This window comes from Litorilinea aerophila (genome assembly GCF_006569185.2).
GTDB lineage: Bacteria > Chloroflexota > Anaerolineae > Caldilineales > Caldilineaceae > Litorilinea > Litorilinea aerophila.
In genome coordinates, this window is the sequence record NZ_VIGC02000016.1 from 41,064 (window position 1) to 59,263 (window position 18,200).

The following is an 18,200-nucleotide window of genomic DNA, read 5'->3' on the forward strand; positions in this document are numbered from 1 at the left end:
TCTATTTTAACGGATGAAACAGATGAGCATGGACCTACAACAAATCCTACCGGTGGAATCGGCGGAACGCCTGGCCCAGATTCGCCAGGACTTTCCCATCCTGGCCCGGCGCATCGGCGACCGTCCCCTGGCCTATCTGGACAACGGCGCCACCAGCCAGAAGCCGGTGGCTGTCCTCCAGGCCATGGACGACTACTACCGGCGCCACAACGCCAACGTGCATCGGGGTGTCCACACCCTGAGCGAAGAGGCCACCGCCCAATACGAGAATGCTCGCCTGCGGGTGGCCCGCTTCATCAACGCGCCCAGCGAAAAGCAGATCATCTTCACCCGGGGCACCACCGAGGGGATCAACCTGGTGGCCCAAACCTGGGGGCGGGCAAACCTGGGGCCCGGCGATGAGGTGCTCATCACCGAGATGGAGCACCACAGCAACATCGTCCCCTGGCAGATCCTGCGGGATCAGCTGGGCTTCACCCTGCGCTACATCCCCATCACCGACGAGGGGCTGCTGGACCTGGATCAGTTGTCGAACCTGTTGAACGAACGCACCCGGCTGGTCAGCTTCATCCACGTGAGCAACGTGCTGGGGACGGTCAACCCGGTGGATCGTCTGGTGGCCGCGGCCCGATCGGTGGGAGCCCGGGTCCTGCTGGACGGCGCCCAGAGCGTCCCCCACATGCCGGTGGACGTCCAGGCGCTGGATGTGGACTTCCTGGTCTTCAGCGGCCACAAGATGTGCGGGCCGACGGGCATCGGCGTCCTCTACGCCAGGCGGGAGCTGCTGGAGGAGATGCCCCCCTACCAGGGCGGCGGCGATATGATTCGGGAAGTGAAGATGACCGCCAGCAAGTGGAACAGCATCCCGTACAAGTTCGAGGCGGGCACGCCGGCCATTGCCGAAGCCATCGGCCTGGGCGCAGCGGTGGACTACCTGAGCCAGGTCGGGATGGCGTGGATCCACGCGCACGAGCAGGCGCTGGTACAATATGCCTACAGTCGCCTGAGTGAGATCGAAGGGATCCACATCCTGGGGCCTGGCCCCGAGCAACGCAGCGGCCTGATCGCCTTCACCGTGGAGAACATTCACCCCCACGACCTGTCGGCCATTCTGGATCGAGAAGGGGTCGCTGTGCGGGCGGGCCACCACTGTGCCCAGCCCATCCACGACCGCTACGGCATCGCCGCCAGCGCGCGGGCCAGCTTCTACCTGTACAACACGCCCGAGGAGGTCGACCAGTTGGCCCAGGGGCTGGAGAAGGCCGTGGAGATCTTCGCCCTCTGAGGGCACGGTTTCAGCTGCAAAAGCGAGGGAGATCATGGACGCGCTCTATCGAGAAGCCATCCTGGACCACTACCGGCATCCCCGGCGCAAGGGACACCTGGAGCATGCGGACATCCACTATCACGACACCAATCCCTTCTGCGGCGATGAGATCACCATCGAGCTCAAAGTCGAGGACGGGGTGGTGGTGGACGCCGCCTTCGACGGGCGGGGGTGCGCCATCAGCCAGGCCACGGCCAGCATGATGATGGAAGAGATCGTGGGCAAGACGGTGGAAGAATTGAAGACATGGGACAAGGAGTACATCCTGGACATGCTGGGCATCGAGATCGGCCCGGTGCGTCTGAAATGTGCCCTGTTGCCCTTGAAAGTGCTCAAGGCCGGCGTGTGGGGCCTGGAAGAGTGGCCCGAATAGGTCAATGCAGCCTCGACTATACGCCTCTCAATCATGGTCATCGAACAGGGATAGTTCAACAATGAGTGAATTCATCAAAGTCGCAACCCTGGATGAAATTCCACCCGGCAAAAGCAAGCTGGTGGAAGTGGAAGATGTGCAGATCGCCCTTTTCAATCTAAACGGCGAGATCTACGCCATCGAAAATGTCTGCACCCACGACGGCGGCCCCCTGGTAGAGGGCTCCGTGGTAGACGGCCATGTGGTGGTCTGTCCCCGCCATGGCGCCCGCTTCGACATCCGCACGGGCGCTGCGCTGAGTTTTCCCGCCTTTGAGCCCACCAACACCTACCAGGTGCGCATCGAGGGCAACGACGTGTTGGTTGAATCGCCGATCTAGGCCCGGCGTTCAGTTGGAGCAGCCGGCTCCCCAGGAAACCCCGGCAGAAATGCGCCGGCGGCTTTCGCCAGACGTAGTGCCGCCACATTTCTGCTGTGGCCTGTAGGCCAGAATCGACTGGCCTGGGCGCCACTGCCTACCTTTGCAAAGGAGTGCAAGATGAGTGTGCCGACCCCTGAAGAAATCCGTGAGTTGATCCGCGCCAAGGTGCGCGACCCAGAGTTGATGATGAACATCATCGACCTCGGCCTGGTCTACGACATCCAGGTGACCGACAAGAACACGGCCGAGATCACCATGACCCTGACCAGCCCAGGATGCCCGGCTGGCCCGGAGATCATCACCAGCGTCCAGCGGGAGACCCACGCCGCCTTCCCCGATCTGGAAGAGGTGAACATCCACCTGACCTGGACGCCCTTCTGGAATCCGGACATGATGTCCGACGAGGCCAAGGAAGAGCTGGGCATCTTTTAAGAGGCTACGGTAACGTTGAGCCCCCATCTCCCGGCGGGAGATGGGGGCTCAACAATTCCTTGAACAATTCCTATTGTTGAAGGCGAATGCTGGCTGCCACCATCTGGGCCAGCAAGGGGTTCTGGCTTGGGGGGAGCGTCCGCACAGGGCGAACCAGACGCCAGGCCCGTTGGGCCTGTTCCTGGTTGCCGGCCAGGTGGAGCCAGGCAGCCTGGGCCCGCAGCGCCTCCGCCATGGCGCTCTGGATGGTATCCGTTGCCCCCCGTTTTTCAATTTCCTGCAAGACCAGCCTGGTGAGCGCCTCGACCCCCTTTTCCCTATCGCTCTCCTGAAAGCGTACCGCCTGGAGCAGGGCGCGGTTTTGGACGATCCAGCCTGCCATGGCCGGATGTTCCAGGAGAGCCGCCGCCTCCGCGGCCAGCCGGGCCGGGTCCGCCGGCGGCTCTGGCTCCACCTCTGTGACGAAATAGGCACGCAGCTCCTCCGGTACCTGGGGCGGAGCAAACTGCCAGATCCAGTCGTTGTACAGGCGGTACTCGCCCGGCAACGCCGGCTGCTCCCCCTGCCAGTGGGCGGAGAGGGCCTCCTGTACCCGCCAGCGGGCATAGTCGAAGGGGCAGGTCAACAGCACCAGCGTCTGCCCCCTGTCCACCTGGACGGAAACGAGCTGACCCACCGAGCGCCGGGCCGGCATCAGTTCCGGCGGCAGTTGCGGGCTGCCGAAACTGTCCAACACGCCGTGCTGGCCGTTGATGACCACCCCCAGAATCTGTCCCGGTTTTCCTTCCGCGGCTTGAAAGACAAACCAGATGCTCTGACTACCCGAAGCGTCGGCCGGGCTCATCAGCGCCTGCCAGCCGTCCGGGGTGGGCGGGGTATAGCGGCGCCCGGCAAACTGAAGTTTGCGCAGGCTCCGCTCCGCCTGTTGGGCCAATTCCGGCGGCAAGGTGTACTGCAGGGTGTACAGCGCCCGCAGGGCCTGCTCCCCGGCGGCGGGATCCCGACCCAGGGCTTCCAGATGGCTCAGGGCCTGCGCCGCCACCCTGGGGCGGTCATCCTGGGCGATCAGGCGCAACAGCTCCACACGGTCCACGGGCGGGATCCGCGCCAGCAGGCCCAACACCATGGCAGCCACATCCTCGCCGGTCTGGCGCATCTGGGTGACATACTCCAGGAGAATGTGGCGATTTTGCCGGCCTTCGTCGATGGCTTCCCGCAGGCTCTGAAAGGCCACCTCGTTGGTATCCTGCAGGTCGCTCAGGAGGGCCTGGGGCACCGACTCGCCCAGGAAACGTTCCAGAAGCAGGGCCGCGGTGAGGCGGGCTTCTGGCCGGTTCTGGCGGTTGGCCGCCGCGTTGCGCAAGGCAGGCGCCACCTGGTCCGGCGGCAAGAGCGCGGCCAGGTGGCCCAGCCCCCCTCGCAGCTGGCTGCTGGGCGTGTCCAGATGTTTCAAGAGGGCTGTCAGCAGAAGCTCGGGCGGATAGCGCTGCACCAGGGTGCGCACCGCTTCCAGCAGCTCCAATTCGCTGGAGGTTTCGGCCAGGGCCTCAATCTCCTGGGCCAGTTGGCGTCGTTGTTGGAATGAGTTGATGATCTTGTCGGCCATGGGTGCATTATACCACGCCCTCTCCCCAGGCCCCTGGTCTGGGAGGGGATGGGGACATCTCCTGCCCCGGGGCGCATCTGTGCTATAATGGCAGGCAAGCGCAACCTGGCCAACGGTCGTGTGTCCGCCCCTTTGAGATGAGAATGGAACTAAAGCCACCATGAACGATCAACCCAAGAAAAAGATCCTGATCGTGGATGACGAACCGCGTATGGTGCGCTTCGTCAAGATGAACCTGGACCTGGAAGGGTACATCACCCTGGAGGCCAACAACGGCCTGCAGGCCCTGGAAAAAGTGCGGGACTATAACCCCGATCTGGTGCTGCTGGATGTGGAAATGCCCGGCCTGGATGGCTTTGAGACGTTGAAGCGCATTCGGGAGATCAGCGACGCGGCGGTCATCATGCTGACGGTGCGCTCCGATGAAGAGGATCGCATCAAGGGGTTGGATCTAGGCGCCGACGACTACGTCACCAAGCCCTTCAGCCCTCGGGAGCTCTCCAGCCGCATCCGGGCCGTGTTACGCCGCTTCGAACATCTGGGCCGGCCGGATGCCCAAATCATCCATGTGGACGACCGACTGCAGGTGGACCTGCAGCGTCGGGATGTGATCGTGGACGGTAAGCGGTTGAGCCTGCGGCCCACCGAATACCGCCTTCTCTACCACCTCATCCAGAACGCGGGCTGGGTGGTCCCCCACGAAACGCTCCTGACCAAGGTGTGGGGGCACGAGTATGTCAACGATAACCACCTGTTGCGCCTCTACATCACCTACCTGCGCAAAAAGATCGAGCCGGATCCGGCCAATCCCCGCTACATCTTCACCGAACGGGGCCTGGGCTACCGTTTCGTGGACTTCAAACGAAACCAGGAAGCACAGGGCGAACAGAACGCCGCCAGGGACGCCCAGGAATCCTCGAGCTGAACCCTTATGGCGCGCTTCGGCTGGAAATTTTGAGATTTCCGCGCTGATTATGTTATGATTCCCACTTGGCGTTTGCAAAACGCCTGTCGCGTTCCATTTTTCACGCCCTGGGACCAGGGGTCGGGTGCCGCCGAAAGGGGGTAGGCCCATGGGAGGAACAGGGCGGAAGCATAACCCAACATAGGAGAATCACCATGGCAGTTGTCACCATGAAAGCGCTCTTGGAGGCGGGTGTCCACTTTGGCCACCGCACGCGCCGCTGGAACCCCAAAATGCGGCCGTACATTTTCACAGAGCGCAGCAAGATCCACATCATCGACCTCCAGCAGACCATGTTGCGCCTCAACGAGTACTACAACCTGGTGCGCGACACGGTCGCCAAAGGAGGGGTCATCCTCTTCGTGGGCACCAAACGGCAGGCCCAGGCCACCATCCAACAGGAGGCCGACCGCTGCAACATGCCCTATGTCAACCAGCGCTGGCTGGGCGGCACCTTGACCAACTGGGCCACCATCAAACAGCGCATCGACTACCTGCTCCGCCTGGAACGGCGCATGGACGCGGGCGAGTTTCGCAACCTGTCCAAGAAGGAGCAACTGGGCATCCAGCGGGAACTGGAGAAGCTGAACCGGCGCATCGGCGGCCTGAAGACCATGCGGCGCCTGCCGGACATGGTCTTCATCGTGGATACCCACCTGGAAGACCTGGCCGTGAAGGAAGCCAACAAGCTGGGCATCCCCATCATCGGCATGGTGGACACCAATGCCGACCCCGATCTGGTGGACTACGTGATCCCCAGCAACGACGATGCCATCCGCTCCATCAAGCTGATCGTGGGCATCATTGCCAACGCAGCCGTAGAAGGCCTCCGCATCCGGGAAGTGGAGATGGCCGACACCGGCCAGGTCCGCGAGGAAGATCTGGCCGAGATGGAGCAGTACCTGGGTCCCAGCACCCTCGCCAAGTTGCAGTCCTCGGATGACGAGGAAGAATACGACGAGTACGAGGACTACGACGAAGACGAGGATGAGGACGAGGAGTACGAAGAGGACGAAGAGGACGAAGAATACGAGTGGGAGGACGAGCAGGAGTGAGGGGCGAATGCCGAAAGGCACGGGTAGCTGCCGGCAGGCATTCGAAAAGGCCGGAAGGCACGTAAAAAGAGAGCAGGAGAATTCATCAAAATGGCGGAAATTACTGCAGCAATGGTAAAGGAGCTGCGCGAGGCGACCAATGCCGGCGTGCTCGACTGCAAGAAGGCTTTAAGCGAGGCCAACGGCGACTTCGAAGCGGCTGTGGAAATCCTGCGCAAGAAGGGCCTCTCCACCGCGGCCAAGAAGTCCGGCCGGGAAACCCACGAAGGCATCATCGGCTCCTACGTCCACGCGGGCAGCAAGGTGGCCAGCCTGGTGGAATTGGCCTGCGAGACCGATTTCGTGGCCCGCACCGAACAGTTCCAACAACTGGCCCGGGATCTGGCCATGCAGGTGGTGGCCTCCCGGCCCCGCTACGTGAGCCGTGAAGAGATCCCGGCCGAGGAGATCGAGCGGGAGAAGGCCATCTATCGGGAGCAGCTGGCGGATAGCGGCAAACCGGCCGAGATCATCGAAAAGATCATCGAGGGCAAACTGGAAAAGTGGTTTGCGGAGGTCTGTCTGCTGGAACAGCCTTTCGTCAAGGATCCGGACAAGACGGTCCAGGATCTACTGGTAGATAACATCGCCGCCCTTGGCGAAAACATCCGGGTGAATCGATTTGCCCGGCTGGAAATAGGCGGTTGATGAACGAGGGATGCCCAGCCCACAAGGCTGGGCATTCTTCTATGGCCCAGGGTCCCAGGAGGGGCGAACAGGGAAGAGAGGCAAAAATGGCAGAGTTAAAATACCGACGCATTTTACTCAAATTGGGCGGGGAAGCCCTGGCCGGAGAGGGCGGCTTTGGCATCAACCCCCGCCGCGCAGAGGAAGTGGCTCAAAAGGTGATCCGGGTTCTCAACATGGGTGTGCAGGTGGCCATCGTCATCGGTGGCGGCAACCTGTGGCGGGGCAAGGAAGATGGGCTGGACCACGGGATGGAACGGGTGACGGCCGACCACATGGGGATGCTGGCCACGGTGATGAACGCGCTGGCCCTGCAGGATGCGTTGGAACGCCACGGCATTCCAACCCGGGTGATGACCGGCATCGAAGTCCGGGCAGTGGCCGAGCCCTACATCCAACGCCGGGCAGTGCGCCACCTGGAAAAGGGCCGGGTGGTCATCTTCGGCGCCGGCACCGGCAACCCCTACTTCACCACCGACACCGCGGCCTCCCTGCGGGCCATGGAGATCGACGCCGAGGTGCTGATCAAGGCCACCAAGGTGGACGCGGTCTACGACTCGGATCCCAAGCTGAACGCCAACGCCCGCCGATTCGAGCGCTTGACCTACATCGATGCGCTGAACATGCGGGTCGGCGTCATGGATAGCACGGCCATGGCCATGTGCATGGACAACGACCTGCCCATCTGCGTGGTGGATCTCTGGCAGGAGGGGAGCCTGGAGCAGGTGGTGGCCGGCGAGGCCGTAGGCACCCTGATCTCGGCCTGAACCCGGGTGCCGGGTCGGGACGATGCCCACGTTTTTATGTCTGTCTTTCCTCTGTTAAAATAATGGGCGCCCAGCGTGGGAAGCCCTCGTGAATCCCGGCAGCATTTCCAGACGCCTTCCCGGCCCGGTTGCCCCCAGAAGGCGAGATAGCCACAACCCTGCCGCGGGATTTACGCCAGAGCGAGGTGTGTTCCGATGGGGGCGGCAGCCTGAAGCAATCATTTGATGCTGTACGCCCCCAATGGGATCCACACCCACCAGAGAATTCGCGTGACAACATACTTTGGCGGAAGCCTGGCCCAGAACCGGGAAATGGTGCCCGGCCTGGCGCCAGTTCAAGCTTCGTTTGTGCAGCCAGGAGGTCAGGAAATGATTAAGGAAGTATTGGCCGATGCCGATGAGCGCATGGAAAAAGCCGTTGAAGCGTTCCGAGCCGATCTACGCACCATCCGCACGGGGCGTGCCACGCCGGCCCTGGTCGAACGCCTCATGGTCGACTACTACAACGTCCCTACTCCCCTGCAGCAACTGGCGACCATCTCGGTGCCGGAGGCCCAGACCCTCTTGATCCGGCCGTATAGCCCCTCGGATATCGGCACCATCGAAAAAGCCATCGCCAAATCCGATCTGGGCCTGACCCCCAGCAACGACGGCCAGCAGATTCGGCTGACCTTTCCTCCGTTGACCGAGGAGCGCCGGCGGGAGCTGACCCGGCTGGTCTCCAAGCGGGCCGAAGAAGCCCGGGTCTCCATCCGCAACATCCGTCGCGATGCCATCCACGACTTGCGTGACTTACAGAAGGAAAGTATGATCTCGGAAGATGAGCTTCACCGCGCCGAAGAGCGGGTTCAGGAGATGACCAACAACTACATCAAGCAGGTGGATGAGATCGCCCGGGAAAAGGACGAGGAGATCATGACGGTTTAATAGGGTGCGTACCCCTTTTGGGGCTTCCCAAATGGGACGCACCCGGCTGATTGGGCCGGGGAGCACGAGAACGTCGTCCAGCGCATCCCCAACACCGGATCACAGCGGATCCGGGAACCCAGCCATCCTTTTCCAAGGAGCGGAAGAGCCAGCTGGCGCTTGTGATACCGTGTCCATACCAGGGGTGGGGCTTGCTCACCCCTTTCTTTCGTCTTCCGGCAAAAAGATTGATTCCGGCAAAAAGATTGAATGGATATGTTCCCCGTCGTCAGGAATGAGCCATACCGCAGGTGCCAGAAACCCTGCGATGGATACTGCAAGACGGAGGCTGTGAGAGAATGATGATGGAAAACGAGAGCAATCACCACGCCCCTGCGTCCCTGGAATCGATCCCCTACCATGTGGGCATTATCATGGACGGCAACGGACGCTGGGCCCAGGCCAGGGGGTGGCCCCGTCTGGCCGGCCACCAGGCCGGCGTCGACAACATTCGCCGGGTGCTGGAAAGCAGCGTGCGCTTTGGCATCAAGGTCCTCACCATCTACGCCTTTTCCACCGAAAACTGGCATCGCCCCCCGGAAGAGGTCACCGGCCTGATGCGCCTGCTGGGGATGACCATCAAGCGTCAGCTCAACGAACTACACCGCAACGGCGTCCAGATCCGCCACAGCGGCCGCCTCAGCGGGATCAGCCCCGAACTGCAGGACCAGATCCGCCATGCGCTGGAGGTCACCCGCCACAACGACCGCATCATCCTCAACGTGGCCTTCAACTACGGCGGCCGGGCCGAAATCTTGGACGCGGTGCGCCGCATCATCGCCGACGGAATCTCCCCCGACCAGCTGGATGAGGCCCTGTTCAGCCAGTATCTGTACACCAGCGACTTGCCGGACCCGGACCTGATCATCCGCACCGGTGGGGAATGGCGGCTGAGCAACTTCCTGATCTGGCAGGCAGCCTACGCGGAATACTACGCCACCCCTACCTACTGGCCCGATTTCGACGAGGAAGAATTGTACAAGGCCCTGTGCGAGTACAACGTCCGTGAACGTCGCTTCGGCCGCGTCCTGGAAACCTGAAACCACCCAACCCCAACGGGCCACCGCCGGTGATTACACGCATCGTCGTCGGAATTCTCGCCATACCCCTGGTCTTGCTGCCGATCTGGCTGGGTGGCGTCTGGTGTCTGATGTTGTTCCTGGCCGTCAGCCTGATTGGGGGGATGGAATTCTATACCCTGGCCCAGCGTGCCGGCTATCGCCCGGTACGCGCCCTGGGGCTGCTCTGGCTGGCCGCCCTGGTACTCAGCCATTGGGCGCCGGCCCACCTCCCCCCCACCGTCGTGCTGGGCAGTGGCCTGATCCTGACCCTGATCCTGGCCCTGGGCCAACATCAAACGCCCATGCACACCTGGATGTCCACCAGCGTGGGCGCCATCTACCTGGGCACCATGCTGGGCCAGGCGCTGGCCCTGCGCCAGCTGCCCCAAGGGGCCTGGTGGATTTTCTTCGGCCTGTTTATCACCTGGATCAATGACACCGGCGCCTACTTCACCGGCGTGACCGTGGGACGCCACAAGCTGTGGCCCCGGCTGAGCCCCAAGAAGACGTGGGAAGGCACCGTGGGGGGATGGATGGGGGCGGCCCTGAGCGGCGGCCTGTTCGCCTGGTTGATGCCGTTGCCCCTGTCCGTGCCGGCCGGGGTGGCCATAGGTTTCGTCTGCGGGGTCCTGGCCCTCTTTGGCGATCTGGCCGTCAGCATGATCAAGCGCCAGGTGGGGGTGAAGGACAGCGGCCGCTTTTTCCCCGGCCACGGCGGCATGCTGGATCGGCTGGATAGCCTCCTCTTCGTCCTCCCCTTCGTCTACTACGTTGCCCTCCTCTGGTTCGGCTTTTAGACGGCCTGCCACAGGGCGCCCCGGCTGGCCTGGCGCAGGGCCGCAAGATTCTCCTGAATGCTCCCCTCCTGGTTGAAGACGGAACTCCCCACCACAATCACATTGGCGCCGCTGCGGATCACATCCGCGATGTTGTGGGTGCCGATGCCCCCGTCCACCTCCAGGGCACAGAGGGGGTTTAACTCCTCTTGAAGGCGCCGCACCCGTTGCAGCTTGTTCATACTGGTCTCGATGAAGCGCTGGGCACCAAAACCCGGGTTCACGCTCATCACCAGGATCATGTCCACGAAAGGCAGGATCTCCCGCACAGCCTCGACGCTGGTGGCCGGGTTCAGGGCCACGCCGGCCCGGCAGCCCAATTCCGTGATCTGCTGCACGGTCCGATGCAGGTGGGTGCAGGCCTCCACGTGAACGGTCAGATTGTCCGCGCCGGCCTCGGCAAAGGCCGCCAGATAGCGCTCGGGGTCCTGGATCATGAGGTGGACGTCCAGGGGTAATCGGGTCACCTCCCGGACCGCCCGGACGACCAGCGGGCCGAAAGAGATGTTGGGCACGAAGATGCCGTCCATCACATCCAGGTGAATGACATCGGCGCCGCCCTCCTCGGCCTGGCGTATCTGATCGGCCAGGTGGCCAAAGTCCGCCGTCAGGATGGACGGCGCAATCTGGATGGGGCGAGAACTGTTCATCGGTTTACTCCCTTTGACCTTGTACAGTCTGGCGTAAATACCACGGCAGAAATTCCGGGTGCCCTCTGGGCGCACTACTTCAGGTGGAAACTATCGGCGAATTGCTGCCGGGATGTACTTACGAATCCGGCCGGTGGCGCGCCAGGAACGCCATCATCAACCGCCCCACCGTGCGCGGCTGCCGTAAGATCAGGGCATGGCTCTGGCGGGGCACCACATGGAGCTCTGCCATGGGCAGGTATTCGGCCATCCGCCGGGCGATGGAAACAGGAAAAATTTCGTCCTCTTCCCCGTGGATCAGACAGACCGGGAACGCCCAGGACGAAAGGCTGGAGAGGGGCAGGTCGATGGTCCGCTGCACATCCAGCCGACGGAAGGCAGGCAGGAGCTCCTGGTCGAAATAGCCAGGATAATGGTATGGATCGTGGAGGCGGGCCGTGGCGGCCAGCCAGTTGCGGCCCGCCTGGAAGACATCTGGATCCAGCCGAATGGGCGCACCGGCCCGGTCGGGATCCATGCTGTGGGTGGTGCTGACCAGGGTCAGGGTGGCCGGTTGGACCCACTTTTGGTGGACCAACAGTTGGGCGATGACCCCGCCGGCAGAGGCCCCGGCCAGGTGGCCGGAGGTGGCATCCTCGGCCACCATAAGGGCGGCCACATCCCGGGCCATGGCCCCATGATCGAAGCCCGGCGGATAGCCCTGGGAGCGGCCATGGCCGGGGAGATCCGGCAGCAAGATCCGATAGCTCCTGGCAAGATCCGCCAGGAGCGGTCCCCAGGCAGCACGCCCTGTGCTCAAGAAGTTGTGTAACAGGGTCAGGGTTTCTACCCGACCTGCCGGCTGCTCCGGTGGCTCCAGAACTTCGTAGAACAGGGTCCCGTGTTCGGTGGGCAGCTCAGGCATCGGCCGGACTTTCTCCCGACGCACCGGCAAAGCGAGCCCGGCGGCTGGCATTATTCAGGGTGGCGGCCATCACCCGATAGACCTCGGTGATGTCGTCCAGGGTGATCAGCCCCAGGAACCGTTCCTCCTCCTTGATGGCCACCACGCGGGTGCCGCCCTGGGCCATCTTTTCCCAGATCTCGGCCAGGCTGGTATCGGGGCCACAAGTGGGCACCTGATCCGCCGGGATCATGACATCCACCACCCGGGCCTCGGGGCCATGTTCCTGCAGGGCCTGGATCAGCCGGGGCCGGGTCAGGACGCCGATGAACTTGCTGGAAAGATCCAGCACCGGGTAGTCGGTCTGATAGCTGGTCATGAGCAGATCGACAGCCCGGTTGAGGCGCTCGCTGGCGTAGAGGGCGACGGCGCCGGGCGTCAGGGCCTGTCGCGCGTAGATGTTCTTCAGCACGGTGCGGCTTTCCACCGACTCCTGCTCGGCGCTGCCGCCCACGTACACGAAAAAGGCGATGAGCAGCAGGAAAATGCCGCCGCCCATGATGCCCCACAGGGCGAAGAGGCCGGCCATCAGGCGGCCCACAAAGACGGCAATCCGGGTGGCCTGGACGTAGGGCATGGTCATGGCTAGCAGGGAGCGCAGAATGCGGCCACCGTCCATGGGAAAGGCGGGCAGCAGGTTAAATAGACCCAGCAGGATGTTGGTGCCGGTCAGATAGAGGAGTAGATTGCCGATCCCTGGCATCTGCATCACCCGCCAGAAGCGGGAGAGGTCGCCCGAGACGTTGCCCAGCCGCATCTCCAGGCCCAGGGCCAGCAACATGAAGGGCAACAGCACCAGGGCAATGGCAAAGTTCACCAGGGGACCGGCCAGGGTGATCAGGAACTCCTGCAGGGGCTTGTCGGGCATACGCTCCAGGTTGGCCACGCCGCCGATGGGCAGCAGGGTGATGCTGGGCACGTTGACCTTGAAGTACTTGGCCACCAGGGCATGGCCAAACTCGTGCAGGGTGACACAGACGAACAACAAGAGAATCACTAAAATCCCGTAGAGGCCACCCCAGAGCGGACCGGCCGGCCCCAGGCCAAAGGTAACCGCCCCGTAGGCGAGAATCAACAGAAATGACCAGTGCACGCGTACGTTGATGCCAAAGGCTCGGAACAGGGTTAAGGAAGTGTCCACATTCGCTCCTTACGATCAGCTCAGGACGGAGGCAGCTCAGGATAGCCGTTTCACCAGTAGAGTCTGGCGCAAATACCACGGCGGAAATTCGTCGGCATTCCCTCTGGAGGTACCTTCGTCGAATTTCTGCCGGGATTTCTCAGGCCGGCGGCAACAGGGGCGGCGGCCCTTCCGGATGACAGCTGGGGCATGGACAGCTGGCCCGCAGGCTGGCAAAGACAAAAATGCCGGTCCCATGGCCATCCTGCCATTGAAAGCGGACGGCATAGTTTCCCACCAGCTCTGCCCCCACGATCTCTGTGCTGGGCGGCGGCCCCGGCACCAGCTTCAAGGGATCCAACTCGGCGCTCCGGCGCTCTTCCCGGCATGTCGCGCAGGGACAATTGGCGCGCAGCCAGCGGGTGGTATAGGTGCTGATGTGGCCGTCCCCCCACCGGATGGTCACGGTTCCAGCCTTGCGGTCGACGGTGATGTCCTGGGGGCGATGCTGCAGCACATGGGTCATGCCAGGCTCCAGGGTCATGCCTCTTTACCGTTCCGCTGGCTTGCGGATGTCTCCAACACGCCCCGGAAGACTTCGATGGGCAACGGGAAGATGATGGTGCTGTTGTTCTCAGCGCTGATTTCCGTCAAAGTCTGGAGGTAGCGCAACTGAAGGGCGCCTGGCTGGGTGGACATCACCCGGGCCGCTTCGGCCAGCTCGCGGGAGGCCTGCAGCTCACCCTCGGCGTGGATGATCTTGGCCCGCTTCTCCCGCTCGGCTTCGGCCTGGCGGGCCATGGCCCGCTGCATGGACTGGGGCAGCTCCACGTCCTTGACTTCAACGATGCTCACCTTGATGCCCCACGGCTCCGTCTGCTCGTCGATGATCTGCTGGAGCTGCCGGTTGATCTTGTCCCGGTGGGAGAGCAGCTCGTCCAGTTCGCTTTGCCCCAGGACGGAGCGCAGGGTCGTCTGGGCGATCTGCTGGGTCGCCATCAGATAGTTGGCCACCTGGACCACCGCGGCCACCGCATCCATCACCCGGAAGTAGCAGACCGCGTTGACTTTGACGGTCACATTGTCCTTGGTGATCATCTCCTGAGTCGGGATGTCCAGGGTCACCACCCGCAAATCCACCTTCACCATCTGGTCCACGATGGGGATGATGAAGAAGAGGCCAGGCCCCTTGGCGCCCACCACCCGTCCCAGGCGGAAGATCACGCCCCGCTCGTATTCGGTCACGATTTTAATGGCCGAACGCAGAATCGAGAAAAGGATGAAGAGGACGATGACGATGGTAAAAATACTTTGTGGATCCATGGAACCTCCCTGAAGGCGATGAACTGGGAGCAGAAATGGCCGGCGACCTCCCGGCCCGCTCTTCGCACGGTTCATCCATTATACTTCGGGCCTGCCCTGGGGGCAACCGCCTTCCGCCGGTGGCGCGCGGCCAAGCCGGCGGGCGGAGATGCCCGTCGCTTGACGCTTCCCGGACGCTTGGCTATCATACACCGGTCGACGCCCGACCTGTTGGCGTCCCTGTCCGATCTCCAACCGCTCAACCAACACCGAACCGGTGCCAAACCCATGAAGCGAACCACGTTCCGCCCCCTTTTGCTGCCGCTCTTGTCCCTTCTGTTACTGCATCTCCTGGTGGCCTGCGGCAGCCCTTTCGTCGGTGATGAAACCCAGGCGGAGGCCCCTTCCCCCACCGAGGCCCCGCCCTCGGAGATGGCCACGAAGACAGCCACACCCGCGCAGGCCGTCCCCACTTCGCCCCCGGCCACACCGGTTCAGGAGCGGACTCCGGCCTCCACAGCCCTGGCCAGCCCGACGGCCCAGGCAACCATCAGCCTGTTGCCCACGCCCACCCCCACACCGCGGCCCACGGCCACACCCACCGCATCCCCCACGCCGGAGGTTTCCCCCTCCCCAACGCCGTACCAGGAGCCCACGGGCCAGGTAAATGCGGACGTGGTCAACCTGCGCAGCGGTCCGGGCACCCAATACAACATCATCGGCCGGGTGCGCCGGGGAGATACCGTCACCATCGTGGGGCGAAACGAGACAGGGAGCTGGCTGCGGGTCTGCTGCCCGGCGGGCGAAGCCATCCAGAGCTGGATCAGCGGCGATCTGGTGGATCTCTCCCTGCCAGACGGGATGGCCCTGAGCCAGGTACCCGTGCCCCCCATCCCCCCTACACCGGTCCCGGCCCCCCGCCCGGCCAGCGTGCCCGCGTCCCCGCCGTCGGGGGCGGCAGGCGACCTGCCACCCGCGGGCAACTTTGGGCCACCGGGTGCCGTCAACCCGCTGACAGGCCTGCCCCTGCCGCCGGGCCGGGCCAGCCAGCGCCCCCTCATCGTCTGCATCAACAACGACTACGCGGCCCGGCCCCAGTACGGCATCGCCCAGGCGGATGTCATGTATGAATATGTGATGGAAGGATACGGGATCACCCGCTTCAGCGGCGTTTTCTATGGCGAGGAGGTGGCCCAGATTGGCCCCGTACGCAGTGCCCGGCTCATCAACGTGGAGCTGGGCGGCCTCTACCGGGCGGGGCTGGCCTGCTCCGGCGCCAGCGATCCCGTCCGCTACATCCTGAAGCACCAGGTGCCCTTTCCCTACCTGGACATCGACCTGGATGACCCGTCCAACACCCGCTACTCGGTGAGCATCGGCAACGACTACCGCACCCGCCTGCGCACCAGCACCGACCGCCTTCGTCGCTGGCTGAGCGACTGGGGCGTCGAACAGCCGGCCAGCATCCGGGGCTTCACCTTCGGCGACCTGCCCGGCGGCGGCGTGCCGGCCACCCAAATCGAAATCCCCTATCCCCGGGGGACCGGCAGCCAGGTGGCCTACCAGTACGACCCCGGCAGCGGCCGCTACCGGCGTAGCCTGGGCGGCGTGGCCCACCTGGACGGAAACACGGGCGCCCAGGTGGCGGTGGAAAACGTCATCATCCAGTACGCGCCCCACGAGACGACCGACATCGTGGAAGACAGCCTGGGCAGCCGGAGCATCCGCATCCGCCTCTTCGGCAGCGGGCCGGCGCTGGTCTTCCGGGATGGCCAGGCGTTTGCAGGTACCTGGCGCAGCGAGAGCCAGGGCGACACACCCCGCTTCTACGACCAGAACGGCGCCGAAATCCGCCTCAAACCCGGCAGGACGTGGATCAGCGTGGTGCCCACCAACTACACCATCAGCTACCAGTAGATCCGCCGCCGTCACAGCTCGGTGGCATACAGGGCATAGCGCTGCCGGGGGGATGCGCCCCGTTTCTGCAGAAACCCAGCCCCGGGCGAGGACTCGGGCAGGGGGCCCACGGTGAGGGTGCGCCAGCCCTGTTCCCAGGCCGTGGCCAGCGCCTGCTGCCATAGCTGGGTCCCGATCCCCTGCCCGCGCCACGCCGGCAGCACCCCACCCCACAAGAGCCGGCCGGCAGAAACCGGTCGCCGGCTACGCCAGCGGAGCCACCATCGCCACGGCAGCGGGCGCCCGCCCCGTGCGCGCCGAAGCTGGGCAGCCAGATCCGGTTGGAGCCACACGAACCCCACAGGCTGCTCACCCACCACCGCCAGCCAGCCCCAAACTGGCCAGATCCCCACCCATTGGCTCAAGAAGGCCACCTCCGGAGCATCCGGCGCGGGAAAATCCCCCCAATCGGCGGTGGCAGCCGCCCAGAGGGACAGGGGAACTGTAGCCAGCTCCGCCGCGGTGCAGGGCACGAGCCGGGCCGGGCCCTCCGGTCTCTCCGCCGGGCCGGAAACCGCCACTTCAAACAGGCGCGCCGTGGAGACCGGCTCCATCAGGCCTTCCACCAGTTCCGGCAAGTAGGGCGGGTTGTAGGGGGTATGCAGGGGCGGGAGGAGGTGGAAATGGTCCTGCAGGAGGCCCTGATGGAGATGGGGCGAGAGGGCCATGGGCCCCAGGATGCGTCTGCATCCCCGGGCCCAAAGGGGTTCCATGGCTGCAGCCAGCAGGCGCTCCAGGCTCTCCTCATCGTTGACGCAGCGGAGCAGCGCCAGGTGGGCCGTGCGGTCCTGGCGGCGGGGGTCGACCAGGAAAACCGCCGCCGCTACCCCCTCCTCCATGGCCAGACCGGAGGTGGTCCAGCCTCCCTGGTCCGATCGGCGGCGGCCGGGTAGCGCCTCCAGGTGAATCAACAGGGGCGCCTGGCGGTCCAGGTGGGGAGTTCGGCCCGGCTGCAGGGCGTGCCGGAGCTGGGGGTAGAAGGGGGGCACCCAACGGGGATCCCGCGCGTAAATGTGCCACCACCGTCGCAGGAAGGTGCCCCGGGCCCAGCGGTCTTCCGCCATTTGGGACGTGTAGTTGAAATATCCATGCAGCACGGTGCGCCACTCCGCCTGGGTTGGGAGGGTCCTACCTGGGCCAGCTGCCCGGGCAGAGGCTCCTCACTCGCCGTCCATGGCCGATCATAGCATCGATCTGGCCCAGGCTGAAACCGACTTCCACGATCGGCTGTAGCCCGTCCTTGACAATCCCGGACGGGTCACGCTACAATGGGTATACCCCCCCCAGGGGGGATGGGGTATCGGGATGGGGAACCCGGCCCAGCATTTACGCCAGGCTGTACCAGATGAAGGGCAGGAGCGTGAACACCCAATGGACGACGTGACTCGCAGGAACATCACCCAGCGGCTGGCCAGCGCGGCCGGCCATCTCAAAGGCATCGAGCGGATGGTCCAGGAGGACGCCTACTGCATCGACATCATCCGCCAGATCCAGGCCGTGCAGGCCGCGTTACAGAAGGTGAACATCATGCTGCTGGACAATCACCTGCACACATGCGTCACCTCCGCCATCCGGGGCGACGATCCCGATGAACGGGAGGCCATGTTGCAGGAGCTGACCAGCGTCTTCACCATGTCCAACAGTCTTTGATCCGCTTTATCCGTTCAACCCCGTGCCCTGAGGGCACGCCAACCA

The 18,200-nt window shown here is 63.8% G+C and carries 20 protein-coding genes; 13 read left to right on the top strand and 7 right to left on the bottom strand.

The window, feature by feature from the left end; translation table 11 throughout:
• Window positions 1-28: 28 nt before the first annotated feature.
• The 4 genes from FKZ61_RS13390 (at window position 29) to FKZ61_RS13405 (ending at window position 2,553) form a co-directional block, all read left to right on the top strand.
• A complete protein-coding gene (locus FKZ61_RS13390) occupies window positions 29-1,285 on the top strand; it encodes an aminotransferase class V-fold PLP-dependent enzyme (RefSeq protein WP_211358555.1) in 1,257 nt (418 codons plus the stop codon).
• A 34-nt stretch (window positions 1,286-1,319) separates the two neighbouring features.
• Entirely contained in the window at window positions 1,320-1,700 is a 381-nt protein-coding gene (sufU, locus tag FKZ61_RS13395) for a Fe-S cluster assembly sulfur transfer protein SufU (RefSeq protein WP_141610631.1), read from the top strand.
• Window positions 1,701-1,761: 61 nt separating this feature from the next.
• Window positions 1,762-2,079: a Rieske (2Fe-2S) protein gene (locus tag FKZ61_RS13400; protein ID WP_141610632.1), complete on the top strand. Its 318-nt coding sequence runs from the start codon at window positions 1,762-1,764 to the stop codon at window positions 2,077-2,079.
• Window positions 2,080-2,238: 159 nt separating this feature from the next.
• Entirely contained in the window at window positions 2,239-2,553 is a 315-nt protein-coding gene (locus FKZ61_RS13405; RefSeq protein WP_141610633.1) for a metal-sulfur cluster assembly factor, read from the top strand.
• A gap of 70 nt (window positions 2,554-2,623) precedes the next feature.
• Here FKZ61_RS13405 and FKZ61_RS13410 read toward each other — a convergent pair whose 3' ends face one another.
• Window positions 2,624-4,159, bottom strand: a complete 1,536-nt coding sequence (locus tag FKZ61_RS13410) for a hypothetical protein (RefSeq protein WP_141610634.1) — start codon at window positions 4,157-4,159, stop codon at window positions 2,624-2,626.
• Window positions 4,160-4,319: 160 nt separating this feature from the next.
• Here FKZ61_RS13410 and FKZ61_RS13415 point away from each other — a divergent pair, with 160 nt between their 5' ends.
• The 7 genes from FKZ61_RS13415 to FKZ61_RS13445 all read left to right on the top strand — a co-directional run bounded on the left by FKZ61_RS13415 (window position 4,320) and on the right by FKZ61_RS13445 (window position 10,495).
• Window positions 4,320-5,084, top strand: a complete 765-nt coding sequence (locus tag FKZ61_RS13415; RefSeq protein WP_141610635.1) for a response regulator transcription factor — start codon at window positions 4,320-4,322, stop codon at window positions 5,082-5,084.
• 194 nt (window positions 5,085-5,278) lie between these two features.
• On the top strand, window positions 5,279-6,178 hold the full coding sequence (rpsB, locus tag FKZ61_RS13420) for a 30S ribosomal protein S2 (RefSeq protein ID WP_141610636.1): 900 nt from the start codon (window positions 5,279-5,281) through the stop codon (window positions 6,176-6,178).
• A 90-nt stretch (window positions 6,179-6,268) separates the two neighbouring features.
• Complete coding sequence (tsf, locus tag FKZ61_RS13425; RefSeq protein ID WP_141610637.1) at window positions 6,269-6,865, top strand: translation elongation factor Ts; 597 nt, start codon at window positions 6,269-6,271, stop codon at window positions 6,863-6,865.
• An 86-nt stretch (window positions 6,866-6,951) separates the two neighbouring features.
• Window positions 6,952-7,671, top strand: a complete 720-nt coding sequence (gene pyrH / locus FKZ61_RS13430) for a UMP kinase (protein WP_141610638.1) — start codon at window positions 6,952-6,954, stop codon at window positions 7,669-7,671.
• A gap of 369 nt (window positions 7,672-8,040) precedes the next feature.
• A complete protein-coding gene (gene frr / locus FKZ61_RS13435) occupies window positions 8,041-8,598 on the top strand; it encodes a ribosome recycling factor (RefSeq protein ID WP_141610639.1) in 558 nt (185 codons plus the stop codon).
• A 338-nt stretch (window positions 8,599-8,936) separates the two neighbouring features.
• A complete protein-coding gene (gene uppS, locus FKZ61_RS13440) occupies window positions 8,937-9,677 on the top strand; it encodes a polyprenyl diphosphate synthase (protein ID WP_141610640.1) in 741 nt (246 codons plus the stop codon).
• A 29-nt stretch (window positions 9,678-9,706) separates the two neighbouring features.
• A complete protein-coding gene (locus FKZ61_RS13445; protein WP_170199681.1) occupies window positions 9,707-10,495 on the top strand; it encodes a phosphatidate cytidylyltransferase in 789 nt (262 codons plus the stop codon).
• Here the strand turns inward: FKZ61_RS13445 and rpe are convergent.
• The 5 genes from rpe to FKZ61_RS13470 form a co-directional block, all read right to left on the bottom strand.
• Complete coding sequence (gene rpe, locus FKZ61_RS13450) at window positions 10,492-11,184, bottom strand: ribulose-phosphate 3-epimerase (protein WP_141610642.1); 693 nt, start codon at window positions 11,182-11,184, stop codon at window positions 10,492-10,494. The genes FKZ61_RS13445 and rpe overlap by 4 nt on opposite strands.
• A 118-nt stretch (window positions 11,185-11,302) precedes the next feature.
• Window positions 11,303-12,088, bottom strand: a complete 786-nt coding sequence (locus FKZ61_RS13455) for an alpha/beta fold hydrolase (RefSeq protein ID WP_170199683.1) — start codon at window positions 12,086-12,088, stop codon at window positions 11,303-11,305.
• On the bottom strand, window positions 12,081-13,268 hold the full coding sequence (locus FKZ61_RS13460) for a site-2 protease family protein (protein WP_141610644.1): 1,188 nt from the start codon (window positions 13,266-13,268) through the stop codon (window positions 12,081-12,083). The genes FKZ61_RS13455 and FKZ61_RS13460 overlap by 8 nt, the downstream gene beginning before the upstream one ends.
• A gap of 139 nt (window positions 13,269-13,407) precedes the next feature.
• The gene (locus FKZ61_RS13465; RefSeq protein WP_170199685.1) at window positions 13,408-13,773 is read right to left on the bottom strand and encodes a gamma-butyrobetaine hydroxylase-like domain-containing protein; all 366 of its coding nucleotides are present in this window, start codon (window positions 13,771-13,773) and stop codon (window positions 13,408-13,410) included.
• A gap of 14 nt (window positions 13,774-13,787) precedes the next feature.
• Entirely contained in the window at window positions 13,788-14,570 is a 783-nt protein-coding gene (locus FKZ61_RS13470) for a slipin family protein (protein WP_141610646.1), read from the bottom strand.
• 267 nt (window positions 14,571-14,837) lie between these two features.
• On the opposite strand from FKZ61_RS13470, the gene FKZ61_RS13475 reads away from it, so the two are divergent.
• Complete coding sequence (locus FKZ61_RS13475; RefSeq protein WP_141610647.1) at window positions 14,838-16,466, top strand: DUF3048 domain-containing protein; 1,629 nt, start codon at window positions 14,838-14,840, stop codon at window positions 16,464-16,466.
• Between the two features lie 11 nt (window positions 16,467-16,477).
• On the opposite strand, the gene FKZ61_RS13480 is transcribed toward FKZ61_RS13475, so the two are convergent.
• Window positions 16,478-17,602, bottom strand: a complete 1,125-nt coding sequence (locus tag FKZ61_RS13480; protein WP_141610648.1) for a GNAT family N-acetyltransferase — start codon at window positions 17,600-17,602, stop codon at window positions 16,478-16,480.
• A gap of 274 nt (window positions 17,603-17,876) precedes the next feature.
• Here FKZ61_RS13480 and FKZ61_RS13485 point away from each other — a divergent pair, with 274 nt between their 5' ends.
• Complete coding sequence (locus tag FKZ61_RS13485) at window positions 17,877-18,155, top strand: metal-sensitive transcriptional regulator (protein ID WP_141610649.1); 279 nt, start codon at window positions 17,877-17,879, stop codon at window positions 18,153-18,155.
• Window positions 18,156-18,200 lie beyond the last annotated feature (45 nt).